Genomic DNA, 14,147 nt, shown 5'->3' with positions numbered 1-14,147 from the left:
TCTTAACGCTCCAGCATTTCATTGGGCAATACAAATTCTAAAGTAATTGCATGTGCAGTCACGGTACGGGTACATTTCGGTTTATCCAGTCCTTTACACTGACTATGATGATCAAATAGATTTCCCGTAATCGTCACTAAACTCCGATCATAAGGGCACTGTACCGCAACTGTTTTACCTACTCTTTTTTCAGTACTCGGTTTGAAATTAACTCGTCTCCAAGCTTTAATTTTTTTTACAATGGAACTATGATTTGGAGTGATTTTTGCGCCATCAATTTTACTCGCAATCCAAAGATGTGACATTTGTACACCATCACCTACTGTTGTACCTACTGACCGTTTGGCTTTATTTTCCTGATCAGATTTCATGTAAACATCCAGCCCCATTCTTAAAGCAGCCATTGCTGCTTTAGGGGTCATGAGTTTTTTATGGCTGGCTAAATTCGTCGATTTACTATCTGTAACACGGTATTGATGTCCAATACTATTGCTATGCCAGACATGGTCAATACCATTGTGCCCAGTATCGTGATATTCATACAGCACACCATTATTATTAATTTTGCTACGGTTCTTTTTCCGCTTCACAAAATAATAATCCGTGATGTGTTCACCACCTGATCCTAATTCCTGATTACTTCGCTTTTTTGATTCTCTTTTGGTTGAAGTATTCTGCGTCCCTGTCTTCGCTGTATTACCACTGGTATTTTTAAGAACCTGACCATTCTGCTGTGTACGAGGAGCAGAAGTAGAATTAGGTTTCTTTGAACCCGATTTATGGATTGGTGCCTTCGCTGTGGTATTTGGATAAGGTGTTGCCAAAGCTTTTTTATGGGCTAATTGCAGATCTTTCATCACCATTTCAATTTGCTTGTTCGCAACTGTTTTCATTTTTCTCAGTTGCACCACAAGAGTCTTTAATCGGGCCTGTCCCAAGACCGCTCTGGTCATCCAGCTATCAAAAACGTTAATGAGTCCATCTATCATTTTATTAACGGTTTTCTGTAGCTCTTTGGTATAAGCATTCCAGTTTAAATTACGAAACCATTTTTCAACATCGCCACGCAAGGTTTTGCTTGGAATTGCATCTAATATTGCTCCCATAGATTTACCTGAGCGCATTTGCTTGAATACAATTTTAAGTCCATCTCCAGCAGCAGGAACAAATGCAATTAAATTAAAGACCAAATCAAACCAGTTGTCTTTGTTATTCGGGTTTTCTGAAATTTTGACAATTGAAACAATGACATTACCAACATCGACGCCTTGCCCTACGAAAGGGATACAGCCAATCACTACAGCCACAATGATTTGAGCTGGGCTTGACCCACTCCCATCTAGTACTCCCTTTATCCAGTCGGCTGCCGATTGTTCCCCTTTTTTAGTGACTCTAATCGTTTTAGCAGGTGACTTTGCAATGGCTGTGCTCATAAATCTTCCCCAAGCCCCACATGTGGAGCTGCGTGTTCATTCAGCGGAATTTCTTCTGCATGATCAGCAATAGCATCATCTGGATTATTTTGTTGTTCTAAATCTTTTTCCTCATAATCATTAATGTGGTCATCATACTCAACACCCTGCCCATCGATCATGGCTTGTATTTCATCAGGGAAATATTCATCTAATAAGTGGTCAAGCTCTTGCTTGTTATATTGTTCGATCAATTGTTCTGCATCCACAATACTCATCACTTTTTTATCTTTAAAGCTATTCTGCTGTTTAGGCTGATCAGGTTTAGCCTCCATATTGCTAAAACCGTAATAGACCTTTGGCTGGATTTTATCAGCAGGAACTTGGACTTTTGCATAACCACTACTATCCAGAATGCCTTCTTGCATTGAGCCATCCTGAAATATAAGTTTATAAGGGGCTTGAGCGACTGGCTTTAAATCGTCATACACATACTTAAGTTCAAGCTCTTTAGCAGGCATATTCAACTGAGGTAAAGCAGGCAAAGTACTCGAAGCACTACCGCCTCCCATAAACACATGCTGTCCAGCCTTCACCTCAAACTTGCCACCCGTAACAGGGAAAATGCCCGAACCATTAATCTTGATTTGAGAACTACCTGCGGTGATCACAATTTCTTTAGAAGCATTAATTTCAACTTTGTCTTCTGTAGAAATAATCTGGATGCCTTTACGGGCAATAAAGTCTGCCCCATCCGCTTGCGCTTGTATTTCAATTTTCCCCTTGCCCGCATAAAGCCGTGCGCCCTGTTGAGCTGCAAAAAGGCTGATTTTGTTTTGGGCGTGTGCAATCAGGTTCTTTTGGGTGCTTAGGTTAATGCTGTCTCCAGCACTGTGGCTTAACTGAGCATCTGCACTTAAATGAATGTCTTCATTACTGGCTAGAGCAATACTGTTAGGTGCGGTTAATACCATCAAGGCTTGCTTGAAAGCGGCCGCTTTGTCTTTATCTTGTTGCTCAATTTGTTCTAAGAAACTTTTTAAGTTCTCAAGCATTTCCAATGGGTCAGTTTGCTGGTTTTTAGCAACTTCACTCAGTGCCTTCGCATTATTAAGGCCACCTTCTATTTGCTGCTTGGCGTTGGCTGCATCTAAATGTGTGCCTTGAGCTTGGTCTTGTTTATGAGTAGTAAGAAGTAAGCCCTTACCAGCTCGAACTGCACCCCATTGGTCAGTTCTCAGTTCAAAACCTTCACCACGACCATCACTTGTCGCACTGGCTTTTGGATGGCTTAAGTTACCTAAGTTTAACTGGCTAGCAGCATGGCTACTTTGTAACTGGGCACTAATTTGTCCAGTTGTATCATCAAAACGTAACTGGTTAAAACCTTTACCACCAACTTCTTCTGACCGAATACCACTCAATTTTTTAGTGTCGGGTAGTTGTCCTTTTTGGTCAAACTGCGTTGGATGCCGTTCAGCTTCGTGAATGCGGCCCGCCACAAACGGGCGGTCAATATTACCGTCAAAGAAATTAATGACAACGATTTCACCCACACGTGGTAAAAACCGTGCCCCATACCCCTTTCCAGCCCACGGAGTTACCACATCGACCCAAGCCGAATCGGTGTCATTGCCGTTACTTCCAGCTCCCCCATCATGGCGATGGTCATCACTGCGAGTGAACAAGAAACGAACTTTTATCCGTCCCCATTGATCGACATGAATTTGCTCATCCTCTGGCCCTACGACTATGGCACGTTGCACAGAAGCTTGAGGTCGATTCTCTAAAGGTTGATACGCAGGCACAACCTTAATATTACGGCGTTGTAAAATCAGTTCATTGCCTTGGCGCTCGTCTGTATGACCAACTTGCCAATGGCTTTGTTGAACTAAAGCTTGAATTTGCTGGTTTAAATCTTTCGGTAAGTTGTTTTGGTTGTAGTAATGCTTCCCAACAATCAGAAACTCTTTATCTGCACCGTCATGAAGATCAATTTCAGGATGTTCGTTCAGCTCAAACCAATAGCCAACTTGGGTATCTCGTACTGTGGTTTTTGCAATAAACTGCTTAGACTGAGCATCATGGTAAGCGCTTAGGTTCTGATTGAACTTTTCTAGTTGTTGATTACTTGCTGAGGTTGCACCATCTTCGCCTTTTAAATCCTGCATCCATGCCAGGCTAAAGTGCCATGCATCTTCAAGACTTAAGCTTTGATTGTCATAGTTGGCACTATGTTGATGTGTACTTTGTACACTGCCTGCCCCATCTGTTTGTTGCAATACATCTGACTGCCACCGCTGCACAAAAACAGAAGTCGGCTGTAAACTACGATCAGCCATTAGGCTAGTCATACTGTCAAATTGTTCAGTTGCATGACTTCGATGGTAACGAATCGCTCTTCTTGTCAGCGCTTGATATTGGTTATTATCATCAATGAGACGTAGTTTTTGTGGCTGAATATGATCTGTATTGCTCGGTACAGTAAGCTCCGCTTCATCAATAAGCCAGTTAATGCCTTCACTACGCCATAAGCGAGTCAAGAAGTCATAGTCACTTTCATTGAGCTGCATAACAAAAGGACGGATATCGTATGTCTGTTTCAACCCGCTCAAATCTAAAGTCAGACTAGATGCAAATAATGCACTTTTCCCTTGCCATTCCTGAAACAGAATTTCACTAATTTCTTTCACACTCTTGTTCATAAACACACGGCTGTTTCTGCGTTTATGCCAGAGATAAGTTGGATCACTTATTGTGAGCTTATATAAGGTTAGAGCACCGTCACTCTGTCCTTGCGATGCTCCCGTAATAATAGCTGTAGTACGGAAAAAACTTCCTTGATCTGTTACTTGGTCAACAGCAACTTGCACTCCAATAAATTTCTTGAGTGAAATATGAGCATTTGTGGATAAACAAATCAGCTCAGCGTTCAGGCCCTGATTAAGATAATGTTGCCCATCTATACGTTGTAAAAAAACCTGACTATTCAGGGATGCATCTGAAAACTGGAGATACACCGAACGATGCTGTGAGAGAAAACCAATACTCTCTAAAATCTGGGAAATATTATTAAACATCACTTTATTTATAAATTTGGGACCTAATCCATTATATTTTATAAAATACGTACAGTTCTGTCTATTTTTTATATTAATTTCACCTCTGATGACTAGTCGAGCATCTTATTTATAAACTAAAATAGTAGCTTAATACTTCAGCATATTGCTCTAACCTATTATGAATGCAAAAATAAATTTTAAAAAACAATCAAAACGAGAAATTATTCTAACTACTGCAACTCAGCTCTTTATTCAGGAAAGCTATATTGCTGTTGGTATAGATCGTATTATTACGGAATCCAATATTGCCAAAGCAACCTTTTATAAGCATTTTCCATCAAAAGAAGAACTGGTGGTCGCTTGCCTAAAGGAGTTAAAACTCGATATTCAGATTGCTGTAGAAGAGCAGATCTCGACACGATCAGTTCCTTTAGAAAAATTAGAACAACTCTATATGTGGTATATCAATTGGGTAAATAAAAATGGCGCCAGAGGTTGTCCATTTCATAAAGCACGAATGGATGTAGGCAGCTTATATCCGTCTATTCATGTGGTAATAGATGAATATCGGAACTGGTTATTCAATACCACCATTTTTATTTTTAAGGAATTAGAAATAAGGGACCCGATAACACTAACTTACCTATTTCTCTCTCTTTTGGATGGCTTAATCAACGGATCTGTTTGCGAAGAAGGTTCGATTGAACCAGAGAAAACATGGAACTATATCAGTACATTAATTGAACTAGAGACAATTTAAATGTAAATCAAACGCCATATCTCTAAAAAATAAATTTACGTTCATTTCAGATGGCCTCTGATTAAAATGAGGCTGTCATCATTTATTACAATAACAGGCATATATTTAAAGGGCGGTAAAAAATACATTAGCATTAAGAGTAATACTTTATGAAAACAGATAATAACTTACTAAATTCATCCGTCAAGCAACGTACACCCATGGGGCTTATTATCTGTTATCTCATATTGGGTTTACCAGCCAGCTTGGCGCTTGGTAGCTTAATTGCCCAACTTTTGATAATTAACATATCCTATTTTGAAGGAAGAAGCGGTTATATTTGGATATGGTTATTTATAATTGTATCCCCATTCATCTATTTCGCTTGTTTGATTACTCTGTCTATTCTTTTAAAAAAATATGCTAAGGCTCTCCCTACTTTTGTGGCCATATTTGGAATCCTAAGTGTCTTTGGCTTAACTTTTTTCGCATCTATATAAAAATACATCATTATTTTGGCTTTTAAATCTTTTTGTTCTTATAACCCAATAGTTTTTGGTTAGATGAATCTAATAGTGGTTCTACTTTATTCATCATAACTTACCAACTTTTTCTGAGAGTCGTATCGTAAAACCCCAAAAGTAGTCTGTTACCTTTACCCTTAAAATTGGCATGGTTATAGCCATGCCATGTAAACCTTCATATTCCTATCATTTAATTTATTCACCTTAAATAAGTAGGTTTAAAAAAGCACTCCACCACCACATCCCTTTCCTCTAGACTATTTGTACTTAAAAACTCAAACATCAAGCCATCTATTAGGTTTAAAACCATGTCGGCATCGGGTTTTAACACACGAGTTTCCAAGCTAAAAATCAAATCAAAAATCTCTCGAAGTAGCCATTTTCGATATTCAACCACCATACGGTAGCCTTGAGGATAAGCGATTTTAATTTCAAAGATGGCTTTGAGTAATAAGTGATACAGGCTATTAAAACAGACATGTAAGCGCACAATTTCTTTGAGTTTATCGCTTGAGGTGCGATAACGACTTGAGTAGACAATCGAAAGTACGTCTTCTTTAAGGAGTTTTTTTTGAAAGACGATGCACATTTCAATAAGGCGTTCTTTTGAGTGAAAGTAGTTGTACAAGGTGCTTTTTGGTATTTTGGACTCTTTGGCGATCAGATCTACACCCACAGTGTGAAAACCATGAGTGGTAAATAAGCGTATTGCCGTTTGAACGACCTTTAGTTTTTTGGAAGAGATTTCTAAATGTGGCATAGTTTTTCCGTTATAAATTCTTGTTGTATGTAGTGATAAAAAAACTGTGCCCTTTCTGGGAGAAAAAAAGGCACAGCAAAGCCGTAAAGACTGTGCTTGGCACATCTCAAGTTTTATTGTTGATGCAAGTTTTTTTGAGCCGTAATGACTTAAAGTCTGAAAAGCTTATAGGCCTTCAAACTGTTTAAAGATGATTTAAGTTGTGTCGTTATAGCTTTTGGCAAAAGCTGCCAAGAAATAATGGATGTGCAAAGCCAACTCCTTTTTATTGGGAGTTCTGCCAGACATTTATAGAATTATGGTGGCAGAACGAGAAAGGGTTAGCAGACTGGTGAAAGATATAACCAGCACACCCGAAGGTGTCCCTCTCCCGTCCTACCGCAACGGGAGGAGACGAGGAGTTACGCATAAGACTATCCCTCAGAAGGAATAACTCTGATGCGATCTTTCATCACGGTCTGCTAAAACCGACTGGCAATGTGGCCAGCAGGCAAAGGATAATCGGCAAGCTTTAGAGTGTCAATGTGATATTGAATAGAAAATAATTAAATAATTATTGTTTTTCATTTAATTAGATAGTTAAGCTAAATAGTATATGAGCTTAAATATAGTTATGCTAAAAATTAAAATAGAATTTATTTTAAAGGATATATTTAGCTATATTTTTTATTCATTATCGGTAAATATATTGCAAATCTATAATGCAGTTATTATAGATGGTGGTGAAACGAAAGAAGGTTGACAGACTAGTTAGACCCTAGTACACCCTAAAGTGTCCCTCTTTCACCCTACCATAACGAATATGAAATTATATACATTTTAAACTCTTAAAGTAATTTTCATGAAAAATATTAATATTTTCAAATTTATAAACCTTGTGCTGGCCTTTTTATGGATCTATCAAGGTCTGGTTCCGAAATTTCTATTTCTTAATTCTGACGAAATTTTTGTGTGGCAATGGGTGGGACTATCACTTGAACATGCAAAACTTGCAGGCCATGCGAGTGGAATAGCTGAAATGATTTTTGGTTTATGTTTTCTCTTTACTGCACATAAATATATTCACTATTTAAGTATTTTGGGTTTGCTTGGGCTGCTTCTTTTAATTGGTTTTTTAATACCCTCTACCCTGATCTTGCCCTATAACCCTATCGTAATGAATCTTTCGATGATAAGTTTATCTATTGTCTATCTCATCTTATTAAGTGAGCAAAATTAACTTACAGCCATTCATTTAACTATTTTTAAAGATTTTATATAGAGAGTTCAATGAGTCTACCTAAAAGTGAAGTTTGCAGTGTGGTCATTACAGGAAGTACCAAAGGTATTGGTTTAGCACTCGCCCACGCTTTTTTAGAGCTGGAATGTTCAGTTGTGATTGCTGGACGAAACGCAGAGCACTTAAATCATGCCCTCACCCACTTAGAAACTCATTTCAATAAAGAAAAATTTATGGGTCTATGCTGCGATGTGACTCAAATTTCCGATGTACAAACCTTATGGGATGGTGCAATTGAGCATTTCGGCCATGTAAATGTTTGGATCAATAATGCAGGAAGTTGTCATCCAACCAAAGACTTTATTAACCTTCAGCCAGAAGAGTTAAACGCGGCTGTTTCAACTAATATTTTAGGTACGATGCTGGGTTCGCAAGTCGCTTTAAAGGGAATGCTCAAACAAGGTTATGGTCAAATCTTTAACATGGAAGGTTGGGGAAGCAACGGCGAATGGAGTGCAGGAATGACCCCCTATGCCACCACCAAACGAGCGGTAAGTTATTTTAGTAAAGCACTTTATAAAGAGACCAAATCGACCCCTATTTTAACCGGTACACTCAGCCCGGGCATGGTGGCAACAGACCTATTAGTTTCTTCTTGGACCAATGGAAACATCCAAAATTGGAAAAAGATGAAACGGTTATTTTTCTTTGTGATTGACCCGCCAGAAATTGTTTGTGCATATTTAGCAAAACAAATTATGCAAAATAAAAAAACCAACCGACGCATTGCATGGATCACACCGTGGAAGCTTTTTCTTAGATTTTTGCAACCTTATTACTGGCGTAGAAACCCAGTTAGAGGCACAGCATTAGAGCACTTATAGTCAGATTTAGCGCTGTAAAATCTTCTCACCATAAAATTTTTCAGTAGAAGTTCTTCTAACAAAGCTTCTACTGAACTTCATACTCATCAAGAATCGCTATCTGAGCTATCTTCTTTATTTAAAATCCGCCCTTCCCGTTTTGGTCGAATCAATGGTGCTGTTGGTCGTGGATGATGCGTATGTGTATATTGCATACCTACTCCCGCATTTACGTCATCTGCTGCAATTTCAGTTTCAAAACGCTCGTTATCCAAATCTCGAATTTCCTCGGTAATTCTTTCTACTTCGTCTTCATCTACACCCAGTTCTTGTAAAATCACGCCGCCAAACTTAATCGCAGATTCAAATGTTTCACGGATCATAAAGTCTACTTTTTGTTTGACTAAATGCAGTGAGTGCTCACGGTCATATGAACGGACTAATAATTTCGCTAAAGGAAATTCATGGGTCACGAGTTCCACAATTCTATTTGTGGTTTCTTTACTGTCCACACACACCACAATCGCTTGCGCTGTTGCAGCACCAGAAGCATGTAAAATATCTAGACGGCAGCCATCGCCATAATAAATTTTAAAACCAAATTTTTCGGCGTTTTGAATCATGTCGGTATTATTATCAATAATGGTGACATCTACACCTCTTGCTAACAATAATTGACTGGTGACCTGCCCAAAGCGTCCGAATCCGATCATTAAAACACTACCGCTTAAACCCTCGGCAATATTGACGTTTTCTAATGAAACATCCGCTTTAGTTTGAGTAAACCGTTTAAAAATAATACCGACAATTGGAGTCAACACCATTGAAAGCACAACGATAGCGGTAAGATTAGATTTAATAGTGCTGTCAATAACTTGTGCACTTAACGCGGCAGAGAAAAGTACAAAAGCAAACTCTCCACCCTGAGCCATGAGTAAGGCACGGTCCAACGCTTCAGTATGAGGGCTTTTAGTGATTCGGGCGACAATATAAATCATGAGCGCTTTGGCAAACATGAGGGCAATTACGCCACTGACAATGAGCTGCCAGTTTTGAGCAACCACTGATAAATCCAATGACATGCCAACCCCAAGAAAAAAGAGGCCCAACAAGATTCCTCGGAATGGTTCAATATCAGCTTCAATTTGATGTCTAAAGGTTGATTCAGATAAAAGCACACCCGCTAAGAAAGCACCCATCGCCATGGACAAACCGCTGACTTGCATGAGCAGCGCCGCACCCAACACCACCAATAATGCGGCAGCAGTCATGACTTCACGCGCTTTAGCAGCAGCCAAGAGTCTAAATAATGGGTTAAGTAACCAATACCCTGCGGCAATCAGACCCGCTATTGCGACTAAACCAATTCCTATGTTCTCTAGACGTACAGAAGTACTTTCGACTACATGATTCGGCGCCATAAAAGCGACAATAGCCAGCAAAGGTACAATCAATAAATCTTCAAAAAGTAAGATGGCTACAATTTTTTGCCCACGAGGCTGGGTCAAATCCCCTCGATCACCCAACAACTGCATCACAATCGCAGTCGAGGTTAATACAAACCCTGCCGCACCAATAAAAGCAACTTGCCACGTAAAACCAAACAACAGCCCAACGCCTGTCAGAGCCAGTCCGCAAATGACGATCTGTAGTGTGCCAAGTCCAAAAATTTCGCGCCTAAGACTCCATAAATGTGATGGCTGCATTTCCAAGCCAATCAAAAATAGATACATCACAATGCCCAACTCGGCAATATGCAAAATTGCGGTGGAATCTTGAAAAAAAGCAAAACCGAATGGGCCAATAACCAGACCCGCAATTAAATAACCTAATACCGAACCTAAACCAATACGTTTAAAAATAGGAACTGCAATGACAGCCGCTGCCAATAAAACCACTGGAGCAACCAAGCTAATTGAATGTGCTTCTGCGCTCATACATTTCTCATTTTATTTATCTGCAATTTATTCTATGTGAAACGACGTTTAAGGGCGATTATTAGTTTTGAGAAAAAGTATCCTAAAAATAAAATGACTTAAATCGTCCGAAAATGAAAATTTAGAGTATCTGTATGAACAAAATATATCTCTATTTTAAGGTTCATAATTAAGCACTCATAAAAAAAGCCCTTACGGGCTTTTTTGATTAAACAACAAATTTCAACATGAGCTGAATGACTGTCGCATTAATTAAATCGACAAAGAATGCACCACAAAGCGGAACAATTAAAAATGCCTTATGCGATGGACCATACATGTTGGTAATCGCCTGCATATTTGCAACCGCTGTTGGCGTTGCACCCATACCAAAACCACAATGCCCTGCTGACAACACCGCTGCATCATAGTTTTTGCCCATTACACGGAACGTCACAAATGCTGCATATAACGCCATCGTAATGGTTTGAGCACCCAAAATTACCACAAGTGGACCAGCCAAATCTGCAAGTTGCCAAAGCTTTAATGAAAGCAATGCCATTGCTAAATAAAGTGATAAAGACGCATTACCAAAAACATCAATCGCACGGTCAAAAATATCAATTTTCAACACGCTTTCTAAAATGTTTCTTAAGATAACGCCGCCACCGAGCGCCCATACAAAGGTTGGCAGCTCAAACCAAGTTCCTTTACTAAAGCCTGTCATAAATTCAGCAAACGCCAAACACGCTGCAAACATACCTAGTGTGGTAATTGCATTATCAGCAGTAATTAAACGAACTTGATGCGGGTTCTCAAACGGTGCGAGGGCATCCGAATTTTGATCAACATGCGTATCGCGATGTTGGATTTCAGCGTTGGTTTTCGGTTGTGCGAGGCTATAACGATTGATAAGCAATTTTGCTAATGGGCCACCAATTACCCCACCAATAATCAAGCCAAAAGTTGCACTCGCCATTCCTAAAGCTAGGGCGCCCTGAATCCCATGCTGAGTTTCTAAAATTTCACCCCAAGCTCCGGCAGTACCATGACCACCTGTTAAGGTAATTGAACCCGCAATTAAACCAATCAATGGGTCAAGACCAAGCAAAGTCGCAAGGCTCATGCCGACTGCATTTTGTACAACAATGAACGACGCTACACAGACTAAGAAGATAACCAAAGCCATACCACCTTCTTTAAGCTTCATAAAATTGGCACTTAAACCAATAGAAGCAAAGAATACGAGCATAAAGCTGGTTTGTAATTCGCTACTAAAAACAATGCTATATCCCCATATTGTATGGACAAGTAGCGAGATGACCGCGGCCACCAAACCACCTGCTACAGGTTCTGGAATATTGTAGCGTTTCAAAAAATCAATACGATTAACAAGAAAGCGGCCCAACAATAAAACAATGACCGCGGAAATTAGTGTATAAAAACCATTAAAAACAAATTCCATATATACTACTTTCTAATTACATTCCTAAAGGATTGTAAAATAATTATATTTTATTTTTTAATATGTAAAAAAAACACAAATAAACTTTACAAAATTACCCTAGCAATAACTTTTTCGCTATTCTTAAAAAAATCTTAAATTTCTAAATATTTTATACAAAAATCTTAATTAGATTAAATTTATTATTTAATTTCAAAAAGTTAATAAAAAATATTCTTAATTCAAAAAAACTATTCCTTGATACCTTAAGCAAAAAATACTGTCTTTTAAGTCACTGAACTTAGAACTCATTCCCTTTAATATTCTTAAAAGACCAGCTCGTTATTGCTCTGGGCAACATCTTTATAGGTTTTATATTCAATGAGTTTATTGCTTAAAGTTCGAAAGAACGTTCCACAGCTACAGTCCATTAAAAAATCTCTTCAGACACGTGCTGGTCAAAAAATACCTCACATGCTGATCAATGCATCGGATCTCTTTTTCCGAGGTCCTGAAATTGCCTTGTCAGGAAAAACACCCTTTGACGTAATTTATAAGCATGAAATTATTAGCTTACGCCATTATAGAAATGAGACGAATATTTCTACACCTAAGCACCGCGTGCCGTTAGTGATTGTTCCACCATTGGCAGTGAACATGCTCATTTATGATTTATTTCCTACTCGCAGTTTTGTACGCTTCTTTTTAGCACAAGGGTTTGATGTCTATTTAATTGACTGGGGCGTGCCAACCCGCCACCAAGCAAAATACAATTTCGGTACCTACATTAAAGTTTTTATGCCTGAAATGTTAAAGCAGGTGCGCGAGCATAGTGGTCAGCAACAGCTTTCTTTACATGGCTGGAGTTTAGGCGGCGCACTTTCGCTCTGCTATACCGCATTATTTAAAGATAAAGATATTAAAAATTTAATTATTCTCGCTTCCCCTATCGATACCCATAAAGCGGGTTATATGGGGAAACTTTATGGCAGTCTGACTAAACCTGCCGAATGGGTTCGTAAACATACGCCATTTCGTATTCGTCACCATGTGCCAAGTGAAGCATTTCATATTCATGGCTGGCAAAATACGCTAGGTTTCAAATTAACCGACCCAATTGGAAATTTGAAAACATATTGGGAACTTTTTAAGAATCTTGATAACCGAGAATTTATTGTCGACCATGCAACCTCAAGTTCATTTATCGATAATATGCTCGCCTATCCCGGCGGTGTCATGCGTGACATTATTCTTCGTTTCTGGATTGATAATGAACTATCCAACGGTGTAATTAAATTCGGTGAACTTACAGCCTATCTAAAAGATATTGAATGTTCAGTACTCGCAGTCGGTGGCAGCACAGATATTATTGTGACTGCTGATGCTGTTAAACCCCTCATGGATTTAATTAGCAGCCAAGACAAAACATTTAAAGTCGTTCCAGGTGGCCATATGGGTGTCGTTTCTGGAAGCCAAGCACCTACTGCGGTCTGGCCAGAAATGAGTACTTGGTTAACTACGCGTTCAGATTAACACACACGCACATCCTAAAACCAGTGTAGTCATATCTACACTGGCCAATATTCAAATTTTGCGAAACTATTCTTTTTAGCTCTATTTATATTGAACCGTAGTTTTCTTCGAAATTTTAAAAGTAACTTATTTTTAAATATACTATAAAAATATAATGATATTTTAACTCAAAAAAGTATTTAAATTATCCAAAAATATAAATTTTATTTATTAAAAATATATTTTAAGAATAAAATATTTTATCAATCGTTAAAAATTATTTAAACAAAGTATCTACCATTAAATTAATACTTTTCATTTTTTAAAATTATCCTAATCCAACGTATGTTACTTTTTGTTATTTATGTAAAGCTTATTTTAAAAGTAAAATCATATAAGTCATTATTAAATATAATTTTTATTAAATATGATTCTGTAACTTTTGCCTATTTTTTACACAATTGTAGGTAATTTCTCACAACTATGTAAGCCAAAGCGTACAACACAACTAATTGTTTTTTCTATAATTAATTTCAGTACATATAAGCACTCTTTACTATTAAATAGAAAGCTGAATATTAATGAAGAGATCTGGAGAAACGGTAACGTTATCTTTATTAATATAAAAATTCTTAATAATAGAAAAAGAATCTCAAAAAATTAATATGTACTATCTTTCCTCTGGAAACAGAGGAA

At 38.2% G+C, this 14,147-nt stretch carries 10 protein-coding genes; 5 read left to right on the top strand and 5 right to left on the bottom strand.

Features of this window, described 5'->3' with window-relative positions:
• Positions 1–2: 2 nt before the first annotated feature.
• Both WA249_RS14795 and WA249_RS14790 read right to left on the bottom strand, forming a co-directional pair.
• Complete coding sequence (locus WA249_RS14795; RefSeq protein WP_336169802.1) at positions 3–1,433, bottom strand: hypothetical protein; 1,431 nt, start codon at positions 1,431–1,433, stop codon at positions 3–5.
• Positions 1,430–4,492 carry a DUF2345 domain-containing protein gene (locus WA249_RS14790; protein WP_442891979.1) on the bottom strand — a complete coding sequence of 1,021 codons (3,063 nt, stop codon included), beginning with the start codon at positions 4,490–4,492 and terminating at the stop codon, positions 1,430–1,432. Before WA249_RS14790 ends, WA249_RS14795 begins: the two co-directional genes overlap by 4 nt.
• A 160-nt stretch (positions 4,493–4,652) precedes the next feature.
• Between WA249_RS14790 and WA249_RS14785 the strand changes: the two genes are divergently transcribed.
• Positions 4,653–5,234: a TetR/AcrR family transcriptional regulator gene (locus tag WA249_RS14785; RefSeq protein WP_336169800.1), complete on the top strand. Its 582-nt coding sequence runs from the start codon at positions 4,653–4,655 to the stop codon at positions 5,232–5,234.
• Positions 5,235–5,383: 149 nt separating this feature from the next.
• Complete coding sequence (locus WA249_RS14780) at positions 5,384–5,713, top strand: hypothetical protein (protein WP_336169798.1); 330 nt, start codon at positions 5,384–5,386, stop codon at positions 5,711–5,713.
• 223 nt (positions 5,714–5,936) lie between these two features.
• Here the strand turns inward: WA249_RS14780 and WA249_RS14775 are convergent, their stop codons facing one another.
• Positions 5,937–6,497 (bottom strand): TetR/AcrR family transcriptional regulator, encoded by a 561-nt coding sequence (locus tag WA249_RS14775; RefSeq protein WP_336169796.1) that lies wholly within the window; start codon positions 6,495–6,497, stop codon positions 5,937–5,939.
• Between the two features lie 841 nt (positions 6,498–7,338).
• Between WA249_RS14775 and WA249_RS14770 the strand changes: the two genes are divergently transcribed.
• Positions 7,339–7,716 carry a DoxX-like family protein gene (locus tag WA249_RS14770; protein ID WP_005046200.1) on the top strand — a complete coding sequence of 126 codons (378 nt, stop codon included), beginning with the start codon at positions 7,339–7,341 and terminating at the stop codon, positions 7,714–7,716.
• Positions 7,717–7,766: 50 nt separating this feature from the next.
• Entirely contained in the window at positions 7,767–8,600 is an 834-nt protein-coding gene (locus WA249_RS14765) for an SDR family NAD(P)-dependent oxidoreductase (protein ID WP_336169794.1), read from the top strand.
• A gap of 86 nt (positions 8,601–8,686) precedes the next feature.
• Here the strand turns inward: WA249_RS14765 and WA249_RS14760 are convergent, their stop codons facing one another.
• Entirely contained in the window at positions 8,687–10,516 is a 1,830-nt protein-coding gene (locus tag WA249_RS14760) for a monovalent cation:proton antiporter-2 (CPA2) family protein (protein ID WP_336169792.1), read from the bottom strand.
• Between the two features lie 208 nt (positions 10,517–10,724).
• On the bottom strand, positions 10,725–11,960 hold the full coding sequence (gene gltS / locus WA249_RS14755) for a sodium/glutamate symporter (RefSeq protein WP_336169790.1): 1,236 nt from the start codon (positions 11,958–11,960) through the stop codon (positions 10,725–10,727).
• A gap of 360 nt (positions 11,961–12,320) precedes the next feature.
• Between gltS and WA249_RS14750 the strand changes: the two genes are divergently transcribed.
• Positions 12,321–13,472: an alpha/beta fold hydrolase gene (locus WA249_RS14750; RefSeq protein WP_336169788.1), complete on the top strand. Its 1,152-nt coding sequence runs from the start codon at positions 12,321–12,323 to the stop codon at positions 13,470–13,472.
• Positions 13,473–14,147 lie beyond the last annotated feature (675 nt).

The sequence above is a fragment of the Acinetobacter sp. 161(2023) genome, assembly GCF_037027805.1.
GTDB lineage: Bacteria > Pseudomonadota > Gammaproteobacteria > Pseudomonadales > Moraxellaceae > Acinetobacter.
Note: the sequence above shows the minus strand (reverse complement) of the source record. Positions and strands in the feature narration are given on the sequence as shown.

Excerpts from the sequence above, each read along its gene's own strand:
- WA249_RS14785 (WP_336169800.1), top strand. The coding sequence starts at position 4,653 with ATGAATGCAAAAATAAATTTTAAAAAACAATCAAAACGAGAAATTATT.
- WA249_RS14765 (WP_336169794.1), top strand. The coding sequence starts at position 7,767 with ATGAGTCTACCTAAAAGTGAAGTTTGCAGTGTGGTCATTACAGGAAGT.
- WA249_RS14750 (WP_336169788.1), top strand. The coding sequence starts at position 12,321 with ATGAGTTTATTGCTTAAAGTTCGAAAGAACGTTCCACAGCTACAGTCC.
- WA249_RS14795 (WP_336169802.1), bottom strand. The coding sequence starts at position 1,433 with ATGAGCACAGCCATTGCAAAGTCACCTGCTAAAACGATTAGAGTCACT.
- WA249_RS14790 (WP_442891979.1), bottom strand. The coding sequence starts at position 4,492 with ATGTTTAATAATATTTCCCAGATTTTAGAGAGTATTGGTTTTCTCTCA.
- gltS (WP_336169790.1), bottom strand. The coding sequence starts at position 11,960 with ATGGAATTTGTTTTTAATGGTTTTTATACACTAATTTCCGCGGTCATT.
- WA249_RS14770 (WP_005046200.1), top strand. The coding sequence starts at position 7,339 with ATGAAAAATATTAATATTTTCAAATTTATAAACCTTGTGCTGGCCTTT.
- WA249_RS14775 (WP_336169796.1), bottom strand. The coding sequence starts at position 6,497 with ATGCCACATTTAGAAATCTCTTCCAAAAAACTAAAGGTCGTTCAAACG.
- WA249_RS14780 (WP_336169798.1), top strand. The coding sequence starts at position 5,384 with ATGAAAACAGATAATAACTTACTAAATTCATCCGTCAAGCAACGTACA.
- WA249_RS14760 (WP_336169792.1), bottom strand. The coding sequence starts at position 10,516 with ATGAGCGCAGAAGCACATTCAATTAGCTTGGTTGCTCCAGTGGTTTTA.